15 protein-coding genes and 3 pseudogenes are annotated in these 24,612 nt (G+C 62.4%); 7 read left to right on the forward strand and 11 right to left on the reverse strand.

All coding sequences use genetic code 11. The features are described from left to right. Positions 1-67 precede the first annotated feature (67 nt). Positions 68-408, forward strand: a pseudogene (locus AC0V8S_RS38410) (MocE family 2Fe-2S type ferredoxin); the annotation flags it as partial. Positions 409-433: 25 nt separating this feature from the next. Further along, on the forward strand, positions 434-1,066 hold the full coding sequence (locus AC0V8S_RS38415) for a creatininase family protein (protein WP_183455369.1): 633 nt from the start codon (positions 434-436) through the stop codon (positions 1,064-1,066). Positions 1,067-1,135: 69 nt separating this feature from the next. Here AC0V8S_RS38415 and AC0V8S_RS38420 read toward each other — a convergent pair. Next, positions 1,136-2,762, reverse strand: a pseudogene (locus tag AC0V8S_RS38420) (IS1634 family transposase). Between the two features lie 417 nt (positions 2,763-3,179). On the opposite strand from AC0V8S_RS38420, the gene AC0V8S_RS38425 reads away from it, so the two are divergent. Beyond that, the gene (locus tag AC0V8S_RS38425; protein WP_475438884.1) at positions 3,180-4,016 is read left to right on the forward strand and encodes a TIM barrel protein; all 837 of its coding nucleotides are present in this window, start codon (positions 3,180-3,182) and stop codon (positions 4,014-4,016) included. Positions 4,017-4,574: 558 nt separating this feature from the next. Here the strand turns inward: AC0V8S_RS38425 and AC0V8S_RS38430 are convergent. The 6 genes from AC0V8S_RS38430 to AC0V8S_RS38455 form a co-directional block, all read right to left on the reverse strand. After that, positions 4,575-5,639 (reverse strand): caspase family protein, encoded by a 1,065-nt coding sequence (locus AC0V8S_RS38430; protein WP_183455372.1) that lies wholly within the window; start codon positions 5,637-5,639, stop codon positions 4,575-4,577. Positions 5,640-5,672: 33 nt separating this feature from the next. Further along, positions 5,673-8,150: a GAP1-N1 domain-containing protein gene (locus AC0V8S_RS38435; protein ID WP_183465773.1), complete on the reverse strand. Its 2,478-nt coding sequence runs from the start codon at positions 8,148-8,150 to the stop codon at positions 5,673-5,675. 18 nt (positions 8,151-8,168) lie between these two features. Next, positions 8,169-8,999 (reverse strand): TRAFAC clade GTPase domain-containing protein, encoded by an 831-nt coding sequence (locus tag AC0V8S_RS38440; RefSeq protein ID WP_183465774.1) that lies wholly within the window; start codon positions 8,997-8,999, stop codon positions 8,169-8,171. Next, the gene (locus AC0V8S_RS38445; RefSeq protein ID WP_475438885.1) at positions 8,996-9,964 is read right to left on the reverse strand and encodes a TRAFAC clade GTPase domain-containing protein; all 969 of its coding nucleotides are present in this window, start codon (positions 9,962-9,964) and stop codon (positions 8,996-8,998) included. Before AC0V8S_RS38445 ends, AC0V8S_RS38440 begins: the two co-directional genes overlap by 4 nt. 3 nt (positions 9,965-9,967) lie before the next feature. Next, positions 9,968-11,308, reverse strand: a complete 1,341-nt coding sequence (locus tag AC0V8S_RS38450) for a GTPase-associated system all-helical protein GASH (RefSeq protein WP_475438886.1) — start codon at positions 11,306-11,308, stop codon at positions 9,968-9,970. Between the two features lie 184 nt (positions 11,309-11,492). Continuing rightward, a complete protein-coding gene (locus AC0V8S_RS38455) occupies positions 11,493-14,465 on the reverse strand; it encodes a Tn3 family transposase (protein WP_475438887.1) in 2,973 nt (990 codons plus the stop codon). A 40-nt stretch (positions 14,466-14,505) separates the two neighbouring features. On the opposite strand from AC0V8S_RS38455, the gene AC0V8S_RS38460 reads away from it, so the two are divergent. The 3 genes and pseudogenes from AC0V8S_RS38460 to xopAI all read left to right on the forward strand — a co-directional run bounded on the left by AC0V8S_RS38460 (position 14,506) and on the right by xopAI (position 18,445). Next, on the forward strand, positions 14,506-15,183 hold the full coding sequence (locus AC0V8S_RS38460; protein WP_475438888.1) for a recombinase family protein: 678 nt from the start codon (positions 14,506-14,508) through the stop codon (positions 15,181-15,183). A gap of 44 nt (positions 15,184-15,227) precedes the next feature. Further along, positions 15,228-17,315, forward strand: coding sequence for a type III secretion system effector XopAA (gene xopAA, locus AC0V8S_RS38465; RefSeq protein ID WP_475438889.1), 2,088 nt, complete (start codon positions 15,228-15,230; stop codon positions 17,313-17,315). Positions 17,316-17,571: 256 nt separating this feature from the next. Then, positions 17,572-18,445: pseudogene (xopAI, locus tag AC0V8S_RS38470) on the forward strand (type III secretion system effector XopAI). Between the two features lie 560 nt (positions 18,446-19,005). On the opposite strand, the gene AC0V8S_RS38475 reads toward xopAI, so the two are convergent. The 4 genes from AC0V8S_RS38475 to AC0V8S_RS38490 form a co-directional block, all read right to left on the reverse strand. Continuing rightward, positions 19,006-19,266 carry a hypothetical protein gene (locus AC0V8S_RS38475; RefSeq protein ID WP_258597196.1) on the reverse strand — a complete coding sequence of 87 codons (261 nt, stop codon included), beginning with the start codon at positions 19,264-19,266 and terminating at the stop codon, positions 19,006-19,008. A 91-nt stretch (positions 19,267-19,357) separates the two neighbouring features. After that, positions 19,358-20,506: an ATPase gene (locus AC0V8S_RS38480; RefSeq protein ID WP_183455379.1), complete on the reverse strand. Its 1,149-nt coding sequence runs from the start codon at positions 20,504-20,506 to the stop codon at positions 19,358-19,360. Then, the gene (locus tag AC0V8S_RS38485; RefSeq protein ID WP_183455380.1) at positions 20,503-20,928 is read right to left on the reverse strand and encodes a TA system antitoxin ParD family protein; all 426 of its coding nucleotides are present in this window, start codon (positions 20,926-20,928) and stop codon (positions 20,503-20,505) included. The genes AC0V8S_RS38480 and AC0V8S_RS38485 overlap by 4 nt, the downstream gene beginning before the upstream one ends. 127 nt (positions 20,929-21,055) lie before the next feature. Then, positions 21,056-21,457, reverse strand: a complete 402-nt coding sequence (locus AC0V8S_RS38490) for a TrbM/KikA/MpfK family conjugal transfer protein (protein ID WP_183465778.1) — start codon at positions 21,455-21,457, stop codon at positions 21,056-21,058. Positions 21,458-21,705: 248 nt separating this feature from the next. Between AC0V8S_RS38490 and AC0V8S_RS38495 the strand changes: the two genes are divergently transcribed. Further along, positions 21,706-24,600, forward strand: a complete 2,895-nt coding sequence (locus tag AC0V8S_RS38495) for a Tn3 family transposase (RefSeq protein ID WP_475439177.1) — start codon at positions 21,706-21,708, stop codon at positions 24,598-24,600. The last annotated feature ends 12 nt before the right edge of the window (positions 24,601-24,612 follow it).

Below are 24,612 nucleotides of genomic sequence, written 5' to 3' on the forward strand. Positions count from 1 at the left end.
AGCAAGAATATGGCCTCGCCGTATGTGACATTCGATTTTGGATGGCGCGTGTGAGGCCGCGAAGTCCATGTGGCGCGGGCGGCGAATTCCTGCTTGCACCAGGAAGCGTACCCGGCGCGTAAGGGCGTGCGCCGTCGACGACGTGGACGAGGACGAGGAGGACGTGATCCGCTTTGACCACGCCGGAGCAACCTACGCGATCTATCGCAGTCCAGAAGACGAGTTTTTCGCGACCGACGGCCTGTGCACGCATGAGTGCATCTGGCCGACGGCCTGGTGATGGACAATATTGTCGAATGTCCCAAGCACAACGGCAGGTTCGACTACAGGACTGGAGCGGCAAGAGGCGCTCCGGTTTGCGTGAACTTGAGGACCTATCCGACACGCGTCGACGGTGGCGAGTCTTTATCGAAATCGATTGAGATTTGGGGCCATGATCTTCAAGGAACAGGTCAGGTGGGAGTTCCTCAAGCCCCAGGAATTTCTCGAGCGCCAGAAACAGAAACCGGTCGTCTACCTTCCGATGGGCCTTTGTGAGCCGCATGGGCATGTCGCACCTTTCGGTCTCGACACGATCAAGGCCGACTGGCTGTGCGACGAAGCCGCTGACCGGTTCGGTGGCGTCGGCGCACCGACCATGGCCTACCACACCCATGAGACCGGCTATCACGCGCCTTGGCTTAAGGAGGTCATGGGCGGGGTCAATCCCAGGCTCGCGGCGCTGCCGCCGCATCTCCTGCTCGAGACGCTGCTCTACCAGCTGCGGGCTTTCCGCAACGCCGGATTCCAGGCGGTGGTTGTCGTCAGCGGTCACCATGGAAGCCAGGACGATCTCAGGATGATTGCGGAGGCATTCGCTGGCGCCTTCCCCATTCAGCACTTTGTCAGGACAGACCCCGAGCTCGTCAGCGGGAAATTCACAGGCGATCATGCGGGTCGATACGAGCTTTCGCAGCTTCTGGCGATCCGACCGGACCTCGTGGCGCTGGACAGGGCTGACCGGATCGGCATGGATCCGCTGGACGTTTCGCGCAGAATCCTGACCCCACTTAAACACCGCCTGTAAGAATATGTTATTATATCAGCACGTTAGGCGCGCGCCGGCGCGTGTTACCACTACATTTTGGGGATGATCTCAGGCGAGTTGTTCGTCGAGGTTGTGTGGCAGAGCGATGCCAGATGCCTTGAAGACGTTGCCCACTTGGCCCGTAACGTGGGTTCTGGTGGTGACGATGCGACCATCCTTTTCGATGGTGGCTTCCTGGAGGCGGTCGAGATCGCGTAGAAGCGGCTGCCATTCGGGCGTCAGGCCTTTGGCCCGGCAGAGGCGGTACAGTTCCTTGCTGAGTACGAGCCCCAGGAACGAGCAAAACACATGCCCGCGGATGGCGGCATCGGATTGGTGGAAGATCGGCCGGGTATTGAAGGTTGCCTTGGCGGCGCGGAACAGGCTCTCGACCTCGAGCAAATCGCGATACCGCAGCACGGCCTGGAGCGGGGTCACCTTCGCGTTGGTCCGCACCACGGTGATGCCGTCGTAGCGGGCTTCCTCGGCAAGCTTGCCGACATCGATCTTGAAGTTCTTGCCGCTGGCCTTGAGGTAACGCCGGTAGGCCGAGTTGCCGACCAGTGCCTTGTCGCCCTTCTTGAGCTGTGCCTCGAGGCCGGCGATGATCGCCTGGCGGTCGGCCTTGTCCTTCTCGGCCTCGGCGTCATTGCGGCTGACGATATAGCGGTCTTTACCGACCTTGACCTCTTTGACCCACAACTGAGTTTCACCGCGCTGGCGCTCGAGAACGAGCGGAACCATCGGTGCCGCGTCATTGAGCACGACGTTGTGGATCACGCTGCTCGAGCCTTCGCGGGCCCCCAGAATGTATTCCATGCCAGCTTTTCGAGCGCGGCGATGGTATCGGCGCTGATCATGCCGCGATCGGCGACAACGCAGGCGCGTGTGACGCCGAAGCGCGTTCGCAGCCGATCGACCACCGGCAACAGGACGGTCACGTCAGCGGTGTTGCCGGGCACCATCTCGGTGCAGATCGGCCGGCCCTCGGCATCAACGACCAGCGCCAGGATCATTTGCGCCAGATCGGGGCGGAAGTCCTTGGAATGCCCGCGCTTGCCCAGCGTCTCGCCGCCCGCGCCGTAGAAGGACAACGAGGTGGTGTCCATGAACACAAGGCTGAGGTCGGTGAACAGGTCCTGCCGGCGCGCGAAGAGCTTTTCCTCGATCACGTCTTCACGCAGCGCGCCACCAGCGCGCCTTGCGCCTTTTCGCCGAGTTCCTCGCCCAGCCACGCCATGGCCCGGTAAAAGTGATGGAGCGCCAGACCCTCGGCGCCCTCGATACCATAATCGGCCATCCAGTTCGCGCAGTCGCGGTCCGAGCCCGAGACGAACAGCCGATGCAGCGTGCCAACGAACACCGCCCGTTCCACCGCAAAGCCGAACTGGCGCCCTTCCAGCACCTCTTCCAGCACCTCGCCGATCCCGAGCCGCTCCCACAGCCGCCCGAACAACAGCGGACCGCCGATGCGGCGAGAGGCAATTCGCCCCGCGTCAATGTCGGACAGGATGAGGCTGCGTTCGCCATGGCGCGCAATCGAGGCCGCCAATCTGTCAAGTTCGCCGCTGGCAACCAGCGCATCCTTGCGGCCCAGCGCCTTTATCGTGCGCTGGCGAACGGTTTTGCCGTCGCGGACACTTTCCACGAGGTAGAGATAGCGGTGGCCGCGCGCGACTCTCTCAACGACAAACATGCCAGCGTTGTTAGCGAATAAATGCCATAAAATCCATACAACATGCGGCTAGCAGATCAAATGTTGTTACCACACATTTTCGCGCCGAAAACTCGAGGCGAGTGAATTCAATAGCTTAACGGACAGCGTTCGCCATCCGTTCACCTCCAACTGTTCAAGTCGGGCCTGACGTGACAGAAGCGACCGCAGAGAAGGACACCGCATCCTTGAGGCTTCCCTCGACGCGCTCGGAGCCGCAACCAGTGCTTTTCGCTTCACGGAAAACGCCCCAGATTTTAGCCTGATGAAGGCCATGGTCGACGTCTGGGAGGGAATTGACCGTCGCCGCGCGCAGTGGAAGACACACAACCCCTGAACATCGACATCGCATTTGCGTCCCCGCCCAAGCCGGGCGGCAATCAATGGAGGAGAACGAACTTGGGCGGCACGATCAAATTTGCACTCAACCACATGACAGCCCCAAAGCTGACCAGCAAAAAACTGATCGACCTGGCATCCCGACTTGGCTGCATCGGTATAGAACTTCGGAACGACCTTGCAGACAAGGGTCTCAGCACAGGCGAATTTTTCGATGGCGAGAAGCCCTCGGCGATTGGCGAATATGCCCGCAGCAAAGGCATTCGCCTTCTGGGCCTTTCCGAGGCCTATGGCTTCAATCGCTGGTCGGACGCGATGAAGGACAAGATCAAGCTCTTGATCGCCCAGGCGAAGGAAGCCGGAGCAGAATCTATCAGCCTCATACCGAGCAACGATGGGGCCATCGAACCTGACGAGAAGCGGCTCTCCGATCTCCGCGGCGCACTCGCCGTCATACTGCCGATGCTTGAGGAGGCGGACCTGGTCGTCCTTCTGGAACCGCTGGGCTTCACGACCTCTTCGTTGCGTCGCAAGCGCGAAGCTGTCGAGGCGATCGAGGCCGTCGGGGGGAAGGATCGGTTCCGGTTGGTGCACGATACGTTCCACCATCACATCGCTGGCGAGGCCGAATTTTTCCCGGAATGGACAGGCATCGTGCATATTTCCGGCGTCGTTGATCCATCCCTTGCACCCGAGGAGATGAAGGACGGTCACCGCATCCTGGTCGATGAGGCCGACCGACTGTGGAACGTTGAGCAGATCAAGACGCTTGTCGCCATGGGCTACAAAGGCGCCTATTCTTACGAATGTTTCGCGCCTTCGGTCCACGCGGACGAAAATATTGAGGCGAGCCTGAAGACGAGCATAAAGCTCATCGAGAACTCGGCGGCTCAATGAGCCTGAGTTAGCCACACCGGACTCCGCGCGAGCATTTAACAAGAGGTGCGCATCCGCCTAGCCCCCCGTTCCACACTGCCCTTTATGCGACCCAGGTAAACGTCTTTGCTCTCCGATCCAGAGGTCAGCCTCGTCGGAGGGACGGCGATCAGCATCGCGGCAATAAAGGTCTTGATTGGAGCCGACTGCGGACTGTCCTCTTTCGGCTGTGAATTGGCGAATAGCTTCCATTAGATGCTGGTAGGAACCACCGCTTTTGACCCCACGTCGGATGCTTTCCTCAAGTTGTGTCATGGTTTGATGATGTACCGCCCCCATCCTCTGTCTCTTTCCTCCAAGGCTAGTCGCCGCCGCCGATCGACAGGCTGAAGAACGGCGACGCGATCCTGCTCGTGGTTTCCCCGAGGATATTGTCCAGCTGCGCCATTTGCTTGAGCATGTCTGAAGCTGGACTTCTGACTTCCTGCCTAAGGCATGCGACATTGGCTTGAACGCCTACCGAGCCCGAATTCGATCTTGCTAAAAATGTGGGATATCGCCGACCAGGGGCCGAGCGGATTAGCGCAACGCCTTGAGCTCGCGGTGGGCAGGGAATTCGTCCAGCGCCGCGTCGATCAGGCTCTCGCGCGAAATGCTGCCGCCGCCGCCCAGGGAGATCAGGCGGAGCGCGGCGAACCACTGCGCTCGTCCGTTGCCGCTCAGCCTGAGGCGCGAGACGTCGCCGCCCGCCCGCAGCCAGATGTCCTGGTCCGTCGGGCCGAGCGGGAAGAGGTCCGGCATGATCTGCTCGAGGTCCCGGTGGCGCTGATTGACGCCCGGCGAGATCGACTTGGTGCCGCCGAGCGCGAGTGCGACGGGGAAGTTCTCCTCAAGGTCGCTAGCCTTGAACACTGGGTGCTGCCTTCCCGGGACGGACTGCCTGACCGTCTCGGACACGTGGTTGAACAGGTCAAATACCCGGATGGTCCCGTCGCTGGCGGCGGTGGCAGCGCCCTTGAGGCCGGAGAGCATCGCGGTCGTGAACACGCTGTTCCGCTCGCGTCTGAGCACCAGAGACGTCTCGGTCGCGCGCGACGACGCGAGCACAACCCGGCCGGTCCCCCGCGCCAGTTGCTGCAGCGACTTCTCGTCGAACCCTTCGTCGATCCCGTCCTCCCCATCCTCGCCCAGGCCGGACTTGAGCGTGGCGGTGCCGGCGGCATGGCACGCGTCGACGACGAGGATGACCCGCGGCGCCTTGATGGCGGCGATCGCGGCGGACAGCTCGGCCTCGCCGAGCGACGTTCCTGCGACGTCCGTGAGCTTGCAATCGTAGGGGACGAGCGCGCTCGTCGCCTCGGCGCCACTGCCGATGCGCGCCCCGTGGCCCGAGAAGAAGATCGCGACGGTGTCGTCGGCGGTCGCGGTCGCCGCGAGGTCGGCAAGCGCTTTTCGGATGTTTTCGAGCGTGGACGCGTCGTCGGTGAGGACAGTGACGTTCGCCTCCGGATAGCCGCAGTACGCGGACGACTTGAGGGTCTCGGCGGTGTCGAGCGCGTCATTGAGCACGGCGGCGGGAAGACCCCCGACCGCCTCATAGTTGGCAACGCCAATGATCAGCGCCCGGCCTTGGTCGAATTTCATTAAGGACTCCATCGGGTGTCTTCCGCCGCCGACTCAGTTCCGGAACAGCGGGTCGTTGGCCATCAGCCTAAGGTTGGGATTCTCGGGGAAGTCGGCTCGCATCTGCTGGATCAGCCTCGAGACGCGGGGTTGCCTTCCGTTTTGGATGTCGCGGATCGCACCACGCCAACGCTCCTTGCCGGTACCGTGGTGACGAAGGTCGGCGTCCCGTCCGCCGGACCGCTCCCACATCGCGTCCTGGTCCGGCCCGTTTGGAAAGAGCTCGGCGGCCAGCTCGGTGAGCACGTCCCACTTCTCACTGGCGCTGACGGGCGAGAGCCCGAGGAACCAGCGCTCGACGAGGCCGATCAGGCCGAGGCAGTGGCGGAGCACCGGCGCGACGTCGTTCCGGCCGGCCCGGTAGATCGAGATCAGGTCGTCGACGATGTCGCTTCGTCCGCGCGATGCGACGGCCCGTCCGAGCAGGTCGGCATCGGCAGGGGTGATCGACCGGACCGCGCGGACCGCGGTCGAGACCCACCGCCGGAAGCGCGCGTGGTCGAGCCCGCCGAGTCCGTCGATCACGTGGAGACCTTCCGCGAGCGTCCCGGCCGCGAGGCGCATAAGGAGCTGGTCGAGCCGCGGATCGCGGACGATCCGTTCAACCAGTTCAGGCTCGATCGTGGTGTTCTGCTGACCGGCTCCCGCGCTCGCGAACCAGGCGTCAGTCGTCGCCGCGAGCAGACGATCCCGGGTGGCCGTCGGCACCTTATCCCAGACCTTGCTCCTCCGCGGGTAAGTCGTCAGGTCTGCAAGCGGCGATACGGACAGGAGGTGGAGGAGTTCCGCCGGCGGCCTGCCGCCGTCGATCTGCTCGTCGAGAAGCTGGTTGAACGCCTTCCGCGGGTCCTCAGGCCCACGCCACGCTCCCGTGTCAGCCTTGAGTGCTGCCACCCAGATGCGCCGGTTCGGGGCGGTCGACATGTCCCGCCTCCCCAGGAGCGTCGGGTCCTTCGCCACCGCCTCGCCCGCGATCGTGAGCACCCGTGCGTCGGGAACCCTGGCCACCGCGTCGAGGATCTCGCCGGGCTTCGCGCGGCGCATCGCGAGCCGCATCGCGGTGACGTCGGCACCCGGCTCCACGGCGCTCTGGGCGCTCGCCGCGTCCGCGGGCTTCATGCTCGCGCCGGCCGCGATGGCGTGCAGCCGAAAGAGCTTCTGCTTGGCGGCAGAGGCGATGATCGGCTTCGCGGTGGCGGTATCCAGGTCTGTCGGGGCCGCGGCCTCGAGCGCCTCCAGTCCCTTCCGGTCGCTCGCGACCAGCGCGACGAGCGGCGCGGAGACGCGGGGCTCGGACTTCGCCCAGCGCCAGAACCCAGCGGCAAACTGGCCACCCGTCGCAACGGCCGAGCGGTCCAGGCCCCGCCTCGCGGCCTCGCGCCAGGGTGCGATGGCATCGTCGTCGATCAGCGCGTCGGCGACGATGGTCACTATGTCGGCATCGTCTGAGGGAAGATAGTTGTTTTGTTCGAACCATAGCTCGAGCGCCTGCCAGACGAGGCCGCTCGTCTCGAGACCCGGGAGCGCGAGGTTGCGCAGCGTCAGGATCTCCGATGGCTGAGCCGTCGGGAGTACTTCGACGAGCCGCTCGACGATGGTGCGTTTCTCGACCTCCCCCCGCGCGGGATCCGGCGAGAGCCGCTCGATCAACCGGGTGGCCGAGACAAGCCGCGCGACGGTGTTGGGCGTCGTGGATGCGATGGCGTGCGCCTGCTCGAGCAGCTGGAGCTCCTGGAAATCGTCAAGGTTCGCGCCGATCCTGTCGCCGAACTCCCGCAGCTCGGCGCCGTCGGCCGAGCCGTCGATCATTCCAGCGGCCTGGGGCCGCTCGGCGCCGCTCCGGCCAACGATCCGCTGCTGCTGTTGCCACCGCCCGACGAGGGAGGCTGGCGTGCAGACGATCGTCGGCTCCGGCTTTTCCACCACGTCCTTCGGGCCGAAGCTCAGCCGGAAGTAGAGCTTGCGCCGCAGGGCGGGCCATAGGCGTCCCCACAGCGCGACCATGAGCTTCTCGAAGCCGTCCGATCCGATGCGCACCACCGGGCCGGAGCCGCGGCTGACGAGCGCCTGCGCCGTGTCCGCGAGATCGGATGTCGCGGGCGGCATTCCCGGTACCGGAGTCACCTCGAGCGCCTCGACGGCTGCCGGTGCCGCGTCAAACGACGTGATGAGGTGCGCGAGCAGCGGGCGGAGGTCGTCCAACGCGGCGATCTCCTCCAGGTCGCAGATCAGCGCGTGGGTGACTACCATGCCTGACCGTCCAACCGACGGATCGCTGAACGTTCGAGCGACAACGTACCAGTCGCGCACGGCGAACCCCGACGTGACGGGCGACCAGTCGGCGCCTTGGGGCTCCGTGTCCGGCAGGTCGAGGCGCTGCGCCAGCTCGCCCGCGAGCTTGCGGTCGCCGCTCGCGTACCTGAGGGCGTGCCCAAGTTTGACAGTGCCGTAGATCGCCTGGTCGACGCGCATCCTCCGCTTCCCGTCCGCTCAGTCGCCGGCGTCGAGCAGGTGGTAGATCGGCAAGGCAAGGTCGCCGCTCTTCGTGCCGTTCGCCTCGACGACGTAGCCGAAGTGCTCGGGACCCTTACTGGCGTATTCCATGTCGCGAGTCGTGGGGCTGAGCGGGCGTTCGAGCGCGGAGAGGCCCATGATCAGCGGCTGCCGCCAGTTCGACCGCACGAACGCCGAAACGAGCGGCAGTCGCGCTTCCAGAGCCTCCGACGGGGTCTGTGCGATCCCCGCCTCGTCCCAGCAGGTCAGGAGCACGCCGAGGCGCGGAAGGCGGTGCAACCTGGACGTGGACCGATGGGAGAAGATGAGCATTTGGAGCAGCTCCACCAGCCTGGCCTGGTCGGAGGGATGCACCTCCCTGTTCTCGACCGAGACGCCCTTCAGACCGGCCAGTGGCTTGGAGAACATGTCGTCGCCGACGCTCGTCTGCTGGGGCCGGATGAGCAGCAGCCACGCGTCGGCCTCGTCGACGCGCTTTTGCCAAGTGTCGGGGAGTCGCCGGTTCTCGATCACGGACTTGATCTGCTCGCCGCCATATTCAGGCCAGACCAGGTCGGCCTCGCGGCCGTTGGCATCGACCACCGGCCAGACGCTGTCGACGTTGACGGACCGTGCGGTGTGACCCGCGGCCCGTCCCTCGTCGAGGCTCTCGAGCGCGGCCTCGAAGGCCTCAAGGTTGGTGGCCGCGCCGTTCATGCGCAGCGCTCCCGGGATCCGCATGAGGCGGCGGAGCAGCTGTGCCCCGTAGTGCGTCTTACCGACGCCGCTCTCGCCGACGAGGAGGATCGAGTTGGACGTCTGGCTCACGGCTTGTTGTTCCCGTAGATGAACAGGGGGTCGTCGGATGTTGATGCCGGCGGCGGCAGCCGGACGCCGGGCCGTCTGACGCCAATCGCCCACTGGAGAAGCTCGACCAGCCCAGCGCCCTTGTTCAGCAGCGGATCGCCGTCGGGCGCCCCGACCACGCTGACCGAGTGCTCGACCGTGTCGGACATCGCGTCGGTGACGGCACCGCGGACGGCCACCTCCATCTCCGGAGGAATGTCGACGTCGGACTTGGTCCAGACGAGAGCGACGGGGCGGCCGCCCCGTTCCGCGCCCAGGCGCTTCGCGATGCGCTGCAGCGAGCCGCGCGCCGTGCCCATCAATTCGCCGGCGAGCGCATCGCGGTCGGCCACGATCATGAAGGCGTCGGCGTTATCCGACACCCAGCGCGCGCCTGCCCCCTCGTCAGAATCCCTGTTGATAGCCCATCGCTGGAACCATTCGCCGGGCGCGTCGGTGAAGAGGTAGTCGACCGGCCGGTCGCCGTTCTCGTCGCGAAAGGTCAGGTGCAGGAGCCCCGGCGCCCTTCCGCCGCGACTGGTCGTGTGGGCGGGGAAGCCCGGCGGCTGGCCCGGCGCCCACCGCATCGAACCCGCGACCGCCTCCCACCCGGAGAGCGTGTAGGATCCGGCGAATAGCTGGCCCTTGGTGCCGGCCAGGCCTCGACCGAGCAGTAGGTACCATGCCGCGAGCAGGGTCGTCTTGCCAGCGTTCTGCGGCCCCACGACGCCGATGACGATGGGCTTGCCGCGCCCCGACACGAATCCTAGGTCCGCGAAGCCCAACGCGCTGCCGGACCACGGCATCAGCATCTCGCCCGAGAGTTCCTCGTCGGCTGTGTCGGTTACCTTGGCCCCATGCCAGATCGGGCACTTCGACAGGTCCGTGTGGCCGAGGTCGCAGCCGGTGTCGGGGACGAAGCACGTCGCCTGCGCGCACTTCTCCACGGGTCAGCCCTTCTTCGCGGAGCGACGCTTGGCAGGCGAGGCGTCTGTCGCCGCCTTCGAGGCCTGGAGCTCTCGGAAGAGCCATCCTGCCCACGCCACCGCGTCGAGCTCGGAATTGGCCGGGACGCCGGTGAGCCGCTGAAAGTCGTCCGCGTTCCGTGCGCCGGTGTGCGCAGGGTGGCCGATCAGGGCGAGCAGTGGCCCGCGCCCGTCCGGCGCCGCCGCGAGGTTGCCGGCGGCGGCTCGGAGCGAGGCGAGTCCGTCGTGGTCCTGGGCCTCAGCGACGAGGTCCCCCACGGGCCGCTTGCCGCCACCCGCTGTACCGTTCAGGCGGAGGACCGCCTCGCCCAGGAACGCCGACACGCTCGCGGGCGAGAACAGCGGGACCGTTTCGAACAGGTCGAGCGCCATGAGTGCGGCGGCGACTGAGGGCGGGAGTTCACGGTAGCTCTTACGGGCCGAGGGCGAGTACAGCGCCTCGCGCCACCAGAGAAGATTGGTGCGGCGCTGGAGCCCGGCGGTGGCGGCGCTGATCGACTTTAGCGTGTCGTCAACGTAGCCGGAAACCGCTGTGGCCAACTTGCTGAAAGGCTCGGCCAAGTCCGGCTGGCTGACTTCGATCTCGGACATGGCGGCGTTGATCGCGGCGGCGATCGCCGTCCCGGACCGCTTCCCGAATTCGTAGACCCACTGCTGTTGCTGTTGCGGCCAGTGCGGATTGCCACCTGTCGCGACGCCACCTTGCTGAGGGTGGTGAGACGATGGGCCAGCGGCCGCGGTCATGCCGTTCTGCAGGTCGGTCTGGGACGCCTCGCCGATCTTGACATCTGGTACGGTGAGGGTCGGTACCTGGTACTTCATCGGCTGGACCGAGATGGTCTCCGGCGTCGCCCACTCTTCTTCCGCGCGGGCGTCGACGCGGCGCTCGACCTGCTCGACGATGCCGATCCAGATGTCGCGCTCGTTATCGACGGGCAGGAGCGGGAGCGCGTTGCGCGCCGACGCGATGAAGCACACGCCGACGCGGTCGTCCTCTGCGGCGGCATTGACCAGCGCGTCGAGCAGAATGGCGCGGATCACCGCGATCGGCGTCGCCGCGAAAGTGTTGCGGTAGGTTGTCCACCTGTTCTGGAGCGCCGCCAGCGCCTCTTGGACCACGGGATCGTCCTCGGGCGCGTTGGGGTCGAACGCGATGAGGGAGTAGCTCAGCGCTTTAGACGGGTTCTTTTTCAGCGCGTCGCCGAGGTCCTTTGCGGCCTGCGAGAGCTTCTCTAGCTTGGTGTCGTCCCCGCCGACGTCGATCAGCCCCTTGTTCAGGAACCCTTGAAGTGTGGCGTTGTCCACGCACTCATCCCCCTGTACCGATCTCACTTTGTTTTAGCGGACCGAGCGACCATGCCAATACGAAAAATATCTTCTATTTCCAAACTAAAAAGAGGAGGATCGATTCGTTCCGGGTCGCTTATTCGGACTAACGTCGTGTAGCATGCTGCCAGCGTGGGGTGGATTGAAAGTACATGTAAAAAGTTCACAGGGGCAGGTCGAAGGGCAATTGTTTCGGCACGAGTGGCGCAGGCCGGTCGTCCATGTCGAGTTCGTACTTTCCAAATCGGCGAATGTGCCGACGGGTGTAGGGACTGAGGGCAGCAGCAAGCTTCGGAGTGACGTGCAGGCCGTCATTGGCCATGGAAGCAAGAGCCTCGGTCAAGTCGGCGACATTTGAAAGCATGATAGCGTTCGCGACCAGGCTGGCATATTTGACCTGCTTTTCCTGCTCGACCGGATCCCCGCTCTTGATGATTGGACCGCCGAATGTGATCCAGTCGAGGAAATCATTGAAGGATTCGATTTTCGTGGTTTCGGCGCGGATGGTGCACCGGATCTCGGGATTGGCGATATAACGCAGCAGGAACAGCGTACGCTCGACCCGACCGAGTTCGCGGAAGGCTTGGTATAGCCGACTTTTCCGGTTGTGCGATCCGAGTTTGCGCAGCAACATGGAGGGTAGGACCAAGCCGGCCTGAATGGAGAGGACGACCTGCATCATGTCCTGCCAATGCGTCGAGATCAAGCTCCAGTCGATTTCGCGGGTGAAGAGCCTGTCAATATGCTGGTAGCGCACCGATTTGTCGGGCCGATAGAAGGTGGCGTCACCCCAATTGCGCATACGCGGCATCAGCATGATGCCGAGAAAGCGGGAAAGACCAAAGACAGGCTCGCTTTGACCCTGGGTGTCGGCATGGAGGATGTCCGGCTGGATTGTCGATCGGTTCTTCATGAGGCCGTCCAGGATATGGACCGCTTCCCAGACGCCGCAGGGGATGAAGGTGGTGAACAACGCGATATAGTTGTCAGCGATGTGATGATAGGCGATGCCACCATAGGCACCGTAACGGATATGCTGAGCACCCAGGAGGTTGTTTTCGCGAAGCGGGACGTGCGTGCCATCGGCGATCGCCGCCCGGCCGGCGCCCCAGATTTTCGGCAAGGGGAAGCGATTGTAGGCGTCGATCAGGTCCGTCATTGCGGCTTCGAGCTTGGACGTATTGATATGCTGGGCATTGAGGCGACGCAACGTATCGGCGCTGGCGATAGCTGGAGCATGGCGGGCGGCCTGGACGGGGCCGAGATTGCAACCATAGCCAAAAGTCGTGAAGACATAGCGCTGCTCGGCTCTTGTGAGCTTCGGATCGGCTCCGGAAGGCGGGCCGAAGTGGCGCGTGAAGTTGGTCCAGAAAGTCCCGTCCCTGAGAATATCGAGCAGGTGGCGTTCGCGCATGCGAGCATGGACTTCCATCTCGAAGCCCTGCAATCCCTCGGGCAGCGACTTGGCCCTGAGCTGTTTGAGGTGCGGCACGCCGTCAGCGTCAATGGTCAGTTCCGCGTTGGAGGGGAAGTCCGCATCGACCGCCACTGCTGTCGCCGTCAGTTCTCGCCGCAATTGATCGACAAGGTGTTCACCGCTCCCGGGAAGGCCAAGCGCATCGCAATATTCTGCCAGCCGCGCTTCGCAATCCGGCCAAGGCAGGAGCTGAGTCCTGTAATCATCGAAGGTTTCGGCGCCGACAACGAACAGATCCGTTGCTTGCAGCGCGTCCGCCAGATGGATGAAGACGCAGACTTCGAGCGCGCGACGATCGACCACTGTACTGCCACCACGGCGCTTCGCCACGAAGCTTTGCCATCGCTGCGAGGCAAAGCTCAGCTCAAGCGGTCCAGCCAATTCGTCACGGCGGGCGTGACGATGTTCGATCACGATCGACAATGCGTCAAGCAGGCTGCGATCCTGTGTCGCCGAGCGAATCTCCATCAAGTCCAGCAGCTGGAACAAGAGGCTGCGGGTTTTGGCGTGGATTGGCCACAGCAGCGGCAGATCGTTGTTGCGATGCCAGGCGCTGACCGTTTCACATTGCTGCGACAACGCCTCGACGCCGCCCTGCTCGGCCAAAAGAGCGCGGATGCGACGTCCAGTATCGGTGTCGCTCTCGCCTTCCTTAGCCGTTTCCAGCACCTGTCCCAGAACAGCGATCAGTTTCTCCTCGACGTCACGGTGCTGCTCCTGGAACGCTTTGAGCTTTTCCTTGGCGGCGGCCTGCGTCTTTCGGACACGGCGCAACAACATCTCGATCAGTTCGTCACGGCATTGCGCGTGGACCTGTCGCAGAAGGCTCAGGACCAGAAGGTAGCGCCGTCCTGGCCGGGCAATGGCAAGAAGTTCGCTCACCTCCAAAGCCCGGGCCTCGGCGGCGAATTGCCGGAGCTTGGTGTGGGTTATGTCTGCCAGAGGCGGATCAGGATCAATCAAATTGTTCAGCCAGTGGAGGCGCTCGATCCACAGCCTGATTGTCTCTGGGCGCGCTGGCCCAGGCGTCTGTTTCAACCGGTTGAAAGGGGTTGTCGCGGCTCCCGGCGGGACCGTCAGCAATCCATCCAGAGCCGCGACAACATCTGCGGTCAGCCGAACTGCAACCTGGTCGTACATGCGCGTGTGGACCTGGGTTCGCAAGTGGTTGACCAGCCGGTCCAGTGTGCTGAAGGCCGGCAAATCAATCGAAGCCTTCCCCAGAGCTTCAATGCCTCGATTGATCAGGTCCGCCGGATCGCTCATCGTTTCGGCTGCCGCAAGCACGGTGACCGATACCAACTGCTCGGCAGTTTCGGAATAAGCCGCCACGCCGAGATGAATGCGTACCGCCGTCCGATAGCGGTGGAGCGTCGTCTTTTGACGGGTCTCGTCGAGCAACGGGGGCACGGCGTCCAGATCAAGTTGCGCCGCCAGATAAGCGAGCGTACCGACGTGAACGTCGCTCACCGATGGAAAGTAGCCAAGGTCCTGCCGGCCCTTCAGCACCGTCGCCAGTGTCAGGCGACCGGTATCGGTGAGCGCCTTATCACGAACGAAGAAGAGATCGGCTTCATTCAGGAGGTAGCGGACGTTCAGTTCCTCAGCCGTCAGAGGGTCGCCAGGACGCGGGTAAGCGGTGCGGTCAATCGAGGTCATGAGATGTCCAGAAAAGGGTCCGCCGAAGGGGCGACGGAAAGTGTATGAATTGAAGGCGTTAGGACATAGCGATTCGCCGTCCCGCAATCATCGTCACTTCCATGCCAAAAACCGCACGGCACTTTACCTGCGCGTCTCCACGCCGGAGCAGAAGCCCGATCTGCAATATGATGGGTTGCATGGCTACGCTGCGCGCGCCGGACTGGAGATCGTCGGAGACTACTGCGACATTGCGGTGTCAGGCCGCCGCGAGGGACGCCCCCGGCTCAACGCCTTGATGGCGAGTGTTCGTAACCGTGAGGTCGATTGTGTCCTGGTCTGGAAATTCGACCGTTTCGCCCGCTCCACACGTCACCTTCTGATCGCCCTCGAGGAATTCGATCACCTCGGCGTGCGCTTTATCAGCGTTCAGGATCAGATAGACACCGCAAGCCCCATGGGGCGGGCCATGTTCACCATCATCGCAGCCATGGCAGAATTGGAGTCCTCTTTGATTAGCGAGCGCGTCACCGCTGGAATGCAGGCGGCGCGATCGCGCGGCAAGCATCTCGGACGGCCAAGTCTCCCAATTCTGTTGGTTGAAGAGATCGAGGTGCTTGCCGCATCAGCCGATCTGAGCATTCGAAAGATTCAAGAGAAAATCGGAGGAAAAGCCAGTCGAGGCCGCGTTGGTGAAATCGTCAAACGCGTCCGATCGGCAAAAGCGTCGACCGGGTGAACTTTTTACACGTACTTTCAATCTACCCCCGCAAGGACTCCATCATGCAAATCAAAACCGCAAGCCTTGGCCCTAACGCGCATCCGCACGACCCGGTTGCGGGCGACGGATCGTCACCCGCCGACCGCAGCATCGAGATCGAAGCGGGACACGGCAGCGGCACTCTGTGGCCCACGGACGGCACGCAAGCACGCGCGTGCCCGAGACCGGCTTCGGAAACCACGATGTGCCTCGCGGACCTGCTGTCGATCTCCAGCCAGCGGCCTTCGAGGCCCGAAGTCATACCGGCCATTGTGCAAGCCGGGGACGATGAAGGCGTCCCGGATTTGCTTCCGCAACCGGCCCGTTCCGGGGCGAGCCAGCCGCGCCTGGCCAATCCCGGCGAAGCGAGGGACGTCGAGAGCGGGTTGCTCATGCGCGATTGCTCGTCGCGGATCGCCGCCTTCCTGGGCAACCTGTCGGTCGTCCAGGAGCTTCGGCAGTTCGATGACAGCGAGTTCGTGGGCAAGCTGCGTAACGAACTGGTCACCGAGCCCGGATGTCGAGAGCCGAAGACGCTGCTGGCCGCCATGGGCGAGAAGGTCGATGAACTGCGGTCGCACCTGGACAAGCAGGCGTCGACACCAGAGGAGGCGGAGTTCCTGGCAGAGGCCCGGCGCTATCTCGAGCCGGTCATGACCAGCTTCGAGACCGACATCCACACCTTGCAGCACGACGCGAGTGCCGCGAAGCGGATATACCAGGGAGCGCTGACGCTTCTGCTCTACCCCTTGCCGCTCGCCACGCTGTTCACCCAGAAGACTGGCACCTACGCTGCGTTCAACATTGCTTCCTACACCTATACGGCGATACAGCTGGTCTCGCTTATGCGACGCCCGACAACGGACGCCAAGCTGTTCATGAAGCACGCCATCAACCGGCACAGCCTGGTCTTCTTCATCTCGCTGATCTATGCCGTACCCACCTTCTACGCCAAGGCCGCGCCGCTGCAGCGCAACGCCGGCTTCGTCGCCGGCGCAGCGGCAGCGCAAGGGGCGATGATGTTCGGCCTGCGGCTGGGGCAGGACCTGATGGACTCGATGCGGCTGCGCTTCAACGGCGCCTTCAACCGCAGGCGTGATCTTCCCGACGGCTTCAGGGACGCCATTGAGGGAGTCGTGGGCGATCTGCGCGCGGGTCTGAGCAACGTCAACCGCTCCGTCGGCGAATTCCAGAACGACCGGCGGATCACGCCGCACATGGATCGGCAGCTCACCTTCTTCAAGCAGGACCTGTCCAGAATCGTGACGGGCCTTGAGCGGCTCGTAGCGACCGGGACGCGGCAGGAGAGCCCGGTCGCCGCAAGCGATGACCCACCAGGCCCCCTAGAGGCGGTGCGCCGGACCCTGGACGCATCGTTCGCAAACAACCCCGACCTGAAGGGAAAGCTCGCGCTGGCGACCGTAGCCTTCGCCGTCCTCGGGTCAAACATCGCCCTGATGCGCAACAACGGGCTGGCCCTACCTGACTTCATCGCCGATGCGGTCGTCTCGTCGACGTTCCTGCTCCGTGAAGCGCTGAGCCCGCACGTCACGCACGCGGGGATGAACGACAGCGTGAGCGACACCGTCGGCGGTATGACGATCGGCCTGCCCTTCTCCGTAGCCGCTGTGATGAGCGGCTACATGGACGACCCCAGGGCCAACCCATCGGGCTTCATAGCCGGGACCGTCGGCTACACGGCGGCCTACCTGCTCTTCGGCCGGGTGGCCGGCGACGTCATGTCCAAGGGCCTCATGGCTACGAGCGGAGCGCTCGGCTGGGGCCAACAGCAGGCGATCCGACTCGGCCGGAGCGCGATGGCCTTGGGTTTCGAGCTGGTCGCCGGGCACCGCTCGCCGGCTGCAGCGGATGTGCACGACGTAGCCGGGGTCGAGATGGCGGGTGTGCCGCATGAGCCGCTGTTCTTCAGCCCCTCACAGCGGGCGTCCGCCGAACGCACCCTGGTCGGCACGCTTGAGCAGATCGGCGACGAGTGGTACGAGGCGCGCGACGAATGGGAAGGCGAATCGGAGGGGACGGCGGGTAGGGACGACCCCTGGGTCGACGCACCGGCGGAGCTGCCCATGCAGCCGGCGCCTCAGTCGGAATAAGCAGCCCTGCACGCGTATGGGGTCGGGCGGGATTCCTGAGCGGGAGGGTCGGTAGGGATTCGTGTAAGAAACCTTTACTGACAGCGAGTTAGCTCACTTTTGGCTGTTTTGTACACAAATCCCTGCCAAGCCTCTATAGAGGCTCGAGAATCCCGCGCGTCAATGCTTCGTCGTCCCAGCTATGACTTCGGTGAGCCAGCGCGAATCGGAGAGTTTCTCGCCAAACTTGCTCCTACAGTCACTGTAGGAGATCAACATGGGTCTATGCGTTTCAAAGCCGAGCGTGGCAGGCTCACCTGAGCATTATGCAGCCCACGCCACAGAGCAGGCCACGCCCTCTACGCCGTCATCTCCCGAGGCGTCCATGTCACCCAGCCTGTATGGCTTGGCGTCACTCGGGTCTCCCGGAGCGAGCTCGAGCCGCCGTCCATTAAGTCCACTGCTGGAGTTGAATACCAGCGATCTGGTAAAGCAAAAAAAGCGACTTTGGCAGCGGATCCAACACGATGGGTCGCAGTTCCGAACCACACCTGAAGAACGAAAACAGTTCAAGACTGCGCTCATAACTCTTTGGGGCTAACAATCCCGCCCACAGAGGCAGCAGCAGTGGAATGGGATGATGCAAAGAATGGCACAGATGAAGAGGAACCACCCAGAACTCGAACACATGGCAACCGAGGATCTCGTGGCGCTGCAGGCATGGACGACGGACGATTATGAAGTAGTACAGGATGTTCTGGAGAAAGAAGCGACGCCCACTGCTCATGGCCTTGCATTTGCAAAATGCATCATTTCCGCCCTGCACTCGCTTCCCGAAGAATATTCATATCAAGGGACTGTCTTCACCGGCGAAGATCAGTTGCCGGACTGGGTGTGTCGGAGCGATACCAAGAAGGAAGCATCACCACGGACCGCCGATTCTTCGCGACCTCAGAAACCAAGAATGCATCCTGGCAAGGAATGGCAGTCGAGTGGGAAAGCAATTCAACAACTGGAAAACGCATCTCCATGTTTTCAGAGCGCCCGAATGAGCAGGAAGTTCTCTTCCCTCCTGGCACCCGCTGGTAACACGAATTGAAGAGAACGAGACTCATCCCCGCCTGAAGATTTATCAAAGCCAGATCGCGTAGGCATTCTGAATCGCCCTGGAGAAGTATTCACCAGAAGTACGGATGTGGGCGGTGTGGATGGTGTTCGAGCGGACTGAACTTCGCAGCAACAGGCTGCTGAAGAATCATCTGCCACGCGAAACGGCAAACGGACGGCTCGACAAGGGGTTCTCAGTTCACAGGCCAAGCGCGCTGCTGACAGGCAATGCGCTTGCCTGTCAGTTGCGGTCACTTTGTGCCAGTCGCAGCGCTGCGCCATGACAGCAGCCGTACGTCCCTGGCGCAGGCAACGCGCACTAAGAGCGGCGATGGCCACCGCCGTACAGATCTACGACCAGGTCACCAACGGCTGCCGGCGATCGCCCATAGGCTCCGTGAGAATCCCTCGCTAGCGACATCGCAGCCGGCCAGCCCTCCCGCAGGCCCGCTGGGCGCTCTGTAAGTGCTGCCTCTGACCAGCAGCAGGCCAGCGGCGCTGTGCGAGTTGCATCCTCCTTGCCTGGCTGCGCTGACTTTGCCAATTCACAACCGTCCAGCCTAAATGACGCCGCCGTCCAGTTTGACTGATAGCTTTGTCCAGTTTATTTAGTGCCGGCGTCCACTTGCTTGGCTGTATGTAGTAACATGCTGACCCCAGCGAGCACGTGGTACTCACTACCTGCTGCGTTCAGGCCCGCCGAACCGGCAACAATCGCGCCAACGGAAATCGCTCCAACTACGATCCGCCAGACGGCAAAGAACCGAAACCCGTAGCGTCGTTGAGCAAGAGTGTTGAATTGCACTACTGCGCCCAGCCCAAGGAAGGCTGCAACAGCGATCGCGATATAGGTCAGCGTTTCCATGTTGCCTCCTCGTGCACTTTAGGTAGCATTATGCTACCGCGATAGCCGGTGGGTTTCAATGGGTGTGGGCAACGAGGCCTGGACGTCTCAGCTACCTACCTTGATCCTGTTCGCGGTCCTGATCCTTGCGGCGTATATCCGGGAGGGTTTCACCACGCTCTATACGGCCCGCCAAGTCTTCGCGCACCTTTTTGGCTACCCCAGCAGCCGACGCAGGCTGGGAGGCCGCTACGCGCGCTTCTACGGCCCTCACGTATGCGTAGGAGGGAGCTAAGTCGGGATACTTCGCGACGGCCTGTTTGGCGGGCAGGGACCGGAACGCGTCAGCCCTGTCCTTCGCTTCCGACGCTTCCCTAGCAGAGCGAAGTGTGGCGGCTCCATCTTTGCCATAGCGAATTTCAACGTCATCGCCGACACGTGGAGGGCGACCTAACTTGTCTCTGAAATGCGCAATGGCAGAGCGTGCACCGATCTGCTGCACCAGGTGCAGGTCGGTTTCGCCAATGACCTTACCGCTGTACTCGCTGTTCGGCCGTGGAATGAATGTCCGGCTCTCCTGTCCCAAGGCCCGCTCCGCGATCGCCTTGGCATCCGCAAAGCTCGCAGCCGCCCGATGTTGGCGGCTCTGTGAGAAGTTCTGCAGTTCGTCCTTGTAGAGCATCCGAGCCCAGGCCGGCACATTCTCGCTGGCGCGAATTGCCTTGCCGCGCTCCAATATCACCGACAGTTCGTGGGGCTTGCCCAGCTGCGAGTTGTCGAAAATGTACGCCCGGTCAGCAAGCTTGGCAGCCTCGCGGATCAGCGGTTGATTGCGGTCGTAACGCTGACGGATCTTGTCTTCCGGGACGGGATGCCCACCCTTGTTGACGCGATCGGCGACACGCATCACTGACAGGTTCGGGCTTCGGACGTTGACGTGGTAAAGCACCACCTCGTAACCGGCAGCTTTGGCGTCACGCACCAGGTCTACCTTCGACGGATGTGAGAACGTGGATTCAGTGACCAGGCTCTTGCGTTCGGCCATGAGTTGCCGGCGACGTTCCTCTGCCAATTCCTGGCCACGTGCAGACTCCGACTTTGTTTGCGCTGGGTGACCAAACTCTCGCAACGCCAGCTCGTCGGCGTTTACAAACTCGGCGTCCGGATAGCGCTTTTCCAGTCGATTCCTGTAAAGCGTTGTCTTCCCTGCGCCGTTAGGCCCAGCAATGACGTGCAGTGTCGGCGTTCTTTCGTCAGTCACTCTTCGATCACCACAGTGTTCCCGTCGCCCGCAACCCGAACAAGCCGGCCATGCGCGTCATACCCTGCAGCACCGGCAGAGCGACCCAACAAGGCCATCGCAGCTGTTTCCTCGCTGCTCGGTGCAAGCATCACGTCATCAAGCAGGTCGTAGTAGTGCGTGCGTTCCTGGTCGGCCAGCAAAGCCGGATCAAAGCGACCCTCCAATGCGGCGCGAACGCGATCGAGGGTAAACCCTGGCGCTTGCTCGATGGCGCGCCCGATCCGCGCCCAGTGCTCGAGCTGGCCACCAATGGAACGCGAGAACACCGGTGCATCTTCCCGCGCCAGGTTGACGAGGGCGCTTGACAGTTTCACCGACGCGAAATCGATCTTAGGCTGACGGGCAGGGGAGTTTGGCGAAGGTTTGGTCTTTGTGGGCATCACGTTGCTCCTATTTGAGTAGCAAAATGCTACCCGAAATGCTGCCTAAAATCAAGCCGGGTGGCAAAGTGACACTCAAACAAAAAGCGCGGCCTGAGCCGCGCTTTCGTTCCTACATCGGTGGGAATTACCGCGCCTGTGTCTGCTGCCCGTTGCCAGGCTGCGTGCCCGCTGCGCCTCCACCACTGTTGCCACCGGGGGTGCTGCAATCCTGGTAAGCCGAATTGCATTTGCCCTTGACGATCGATTCCACCAGGTCATCTTGTCCGGACGGGCACATCTTGAGGAAATTGCGCCTCTTCTTGCGCTCGTCGCTGGGCTTGTCCGCCCTGATACTGAAATAACGTCTCAGCGGCGGAGTACATTCCGATGGAGCTGATCCAGCCACCAGGCACAGAAGTGCCTCGCACGCGTCCTTCTGGTCTCCCTGCATCGTCTCTTGCGCAGCTACGCTTCCTGTGCCGCCGGCGATGAAGCTTGCCACCATTAAGATCCAAAGCTTTTTCATAGTCGTCACCTGATTGGTCATTATCGTTCCGCGCCGCGATCCTGCCGGCGTTCTGCTTCCTGCCGTTTACGGACTTCCGGCAGAGAATTGCCCTTAGCCAAGCCGCGCTCGATATTCTCACGCAGCGAAGCTAGGCCCTGTCGGCTCGAAGCCGGGATTTTGGCCAAGTTGAAGAACGTTGTGGGAACATTGTCTCGCTAATTGACGAGTGCTTTGCTGGGGAATGACAGTCTGCTCCAATTTTAGGGATTGGAGTGACGGGTTTGCATATTTCGCGAGAGGATTTGATCGGGCGCTGGAGCCTGAGCTATTCGGATATTGAATTTGTGAACGGCAAGCCGGTCCCGGCGCGACTGGGATTGGCGGTTCAGCTTAAGTTCTTCGCCGCGCACGGCTTCTTTGTACAGGACCATGCCTCGATCCCGGCCGACAGCGTTTCCTGGCTGGCCGAGCAGCTTGGCGTCGGATCTGGCGCCATGACCGAGTATGATTTCTCCGGTCGGACTGCGCGCCGGCATTGTGCCGAGATTTTGCAGTACCTCGGCTTTCGGCGCCTGAAACGGTGCGATCGGGAAGAGCTGACATTATGGATCGCTGGCGAACTGTGTCCGACCGGGCAATCGGTCGGCGCCATGCTCGAGCAGGTTTTTCTGTGGTGCCGGGACCGTTGCATATACGGCCCGTCGCACAAGGAACTGGAACGCCTGGTGCGTTCGCAACGGCAACACTATCTCGACGACTGGTTGACCGGGGTGAGCGCTCGCCTTTCAGCAAGCACGGTCGCATTGCTGGAAGCTTCTATTGCTGAGGCAGACGGCCAGACCGGCTTCAATACGATGAGAGGTGATGCTGGCCAAGCGTCGCTCGACAACATCCTCAGCATGACGGCGAAACTTGCCTTCATTCAGAAACTTGATCTGCCACGGGATATGCTGTCGGCGACCGGCAAGGCATGGGTGGAACAGATTGTCCGCCGTGTCGCCGGCGAAAAGGCCTGGGAGATGCGGCGGCACCCTTCGGCCAAACAAATCGGACTGTACGCAATTTATCTTTCGTCACGGCAAGCGCAGCTCACGGACGCGATGGTCGATTTGCTGCTCGAGACGGTCCACAAGATCGGGACGCGCTCGAAACGCAAGGTGGTCGGCGATATCGCGAAGGATATCGAGCGGGTTTATGGCAAGGAAAGATTGCTGGTTGAGATTGCCAGTGCTTCGATCGACGAGCCCGCGGGGCGCGTCTGCGATGTCATTTTCCCGATCGTCGGCAAGGACAAGCTGGCGGCGATCGTCAAGGAGAGCCAGGCGAAAGGGGCTCTCGACCGGCGCATATATAAGGTGATGCGCTCGTCCTGGGCCAATCATTACCGGCGCATGCTGCCCAGTCTGCTTTCGGTTCTGGAATTCCGGTCGAACAATACCGCGTGGCGTCCGGTGCTAGTGGCGCTGGATTGGATCAGGAGCAAGGTGGATGATGGCTGCCGGTTTGTGCCGATGCAGGATGTGCCGTTTGACGAGGTTATTCCGGCCAGATGGCGCAGTTCGGTCAATGACGATGGCCGTGTGAACCGGATCAGCTACGAGCTTTGCGTCCTCACCCAGTTGCGTGATCGCATCCGCTCCAAGGAGATCTGGGTTGTCGGCGCGGACCGCTATCGCAATCCTGACGACGATCTTCCCAGGGACTTCGAAATCCGGCGTGACGCCTATTACACAGTCCTCAACCTGACCCCGAACGCGCGAGCGTTCACAGCCGGCATTCGCAAGGAGCTTGAGCATGAGTTACTGCTTCTGAACGAAACGATCCCACGAAACGGCAAGGTCCGGCTGCTGTGGCGGGGCGAAAACCGCATATCGATTACACCGTTCAAGCCTCTGCCGGAACCGAAGGGGCTGGAAGCAATCAAGGGCGAGATCGGTCAGCGCTGGTCGATGACAGGATTGCTCGACGTGCTGAAGGAAGCCGCACTCGATACCGGTCTGCTGGAGTCCTTCGAAACATCGGCGTCGAGAGTTGCCCTGTCGCGCGAGGCGCTGGATCGGCGGCTTCTGTTGTGCCTTTATGGTCTCGGCACGAATGCCGGGCTCAAGCGGATCGCCGGCGCAACACCTGATGTCAGCTACGACGAGTTGCTGCATGTTCACCGCCGCTTTATCCACGCGCCGGCGCTGAGGGAGGCGTGCGCGAGGGTTGCAAACGCGACCCTGGCCATCCGCAACGCAGCAGTCTGGGGTGACGCGGGTACGGCGTGCGCATCTGATTCGACAAAGTTCGGAGCGTGGGATCGCAATCTGATGACGGAATGGCATGCCCGCTACGGCGGCCGTGGTGTCATGATCTATTGGCATGTCGAAAAACGTGCGACCTGTGTCTATTCGCAATTGAAACGGTGCTCGTCCTCGGAGGTCGCCTCCATGATCGAGGGCGTGCTGCGTCATTGCACCGATATGGAAATCCAGCGCCAGTATGTCGACAGTCATGGTCAGAGCGCAGTCGGTTTCGCATTTTGCCGCCTTCTCGGCTTTGAACTCGCCCCACGCCTGAAGGCGATAGCCCGTCAGAAGCTTGCCATCCCGGAAGCCTCGCTGCGCACAAGGCTGCCGAATCTCTTGCCGATCCTTTCCAGCGCGATCGACTGGGAGGAGATCGAGCAGCAATATGACGAGATGGTCAAATACACCGCCGCCATGCAGACGAGAACGGCGGACCCTGAGGCCATCCTGCGCCGTTTCGCCCGTGCCGAAGTGATGCACCCGACCTACAAGGCGCTGAGCGAGCTCGGCCGCGCGGTCAAGACAATATTCTTGTGCCGCTACCTTCGCCAGGAGGCATTCCGCCGGGAAATCCACGAGGGGCTGAATGTCGTCGAAAACTGGAACAGCGCTAATGGCTTCGTGTTTTTCGGCAAGGGCGGCGAGATCGCCACGAACCGGATCGATGAGCAGGAGATTTCCGCTCTGGCTTTGCACCTGCTGCAGGCGTCACTGGTCTATGTGAACACACGCATGCTTCAGACCGTGCTGGTGGAACCGAAATGGGCCGCACGGATGGCGCCGGAAGACTATCGCGGCCTCACGCCTCTGATCTACAGTCACGTCAATCCTTATGGCCGTTTCGATCTCGACTTGAATAGTCGGATCGATTTTGATCGGCTGGCGGCATAATTTTTGGAGATA

It is taken from the genome of Mesorhizobium oxytropidicola (assembly GCF_056174625.1).

Bases quoted from the DNA above. Each gene is read 5' to 3' on its own strand.
- AC0V8S_RS38415 (WP_183455369.1), top strand. From the start codon at position 434: ATGATCTTCAAGGAACAGGTCAGGTGGGAGTTCCTCAAGCCCCAGGAA.
- AC0V8S_RS38430 (WP_183455372.1), bottom strand. From the start codon at position 5,639: ATGAAATTCGACCAAGGCCGGGCGCTGATCATTGGCGTTGCCAACTAT.
- AC0V8S_RS38435 (WP_183465773.1), bottom strand. From the start codon at position 8,150: ATGCGCGTCGACCAGGCGATCTACGGCACTGTCAAACTTGGGCACGCC.
- AC0V8S_RS38455 (WP_475438887.1), bottom strand. From the start codon at position 14,465: ATGACCTCGATTGACCGCACCGCTTACCCGCGTCCTGGCGACCCTCTG.
- xopAA (WP_475438889.1), top strand. From the start codon at position 15,228: ATGCAAATCAAAACCGCAAGCCTTGGCCCTAACGCGCATCCGCACGAC.
- AC0V8S_RS38475 (WP_258597196.1), bottom strand. From the start codon at position 19,266: ATGGAAACGCTGACCTATATCGCGATCGCTGTTGCAGCCTTCCTTGGG.
- AC0V8S_RS38485 (WP_183455380.1), bottom strand. From the start codon at position 20,928: ATGCCCACAAAGACCAAACCTTCGCCAAACTCCCCTGCCCGTCAGCCT.
- AC0V8S_RS38490 (WP_183465778.1), bottom strand. From the start codon at position 21,457: ATGACCAATCAGGTGACGACTATGAAAAAGCTTTGGATCTTAATGGTG.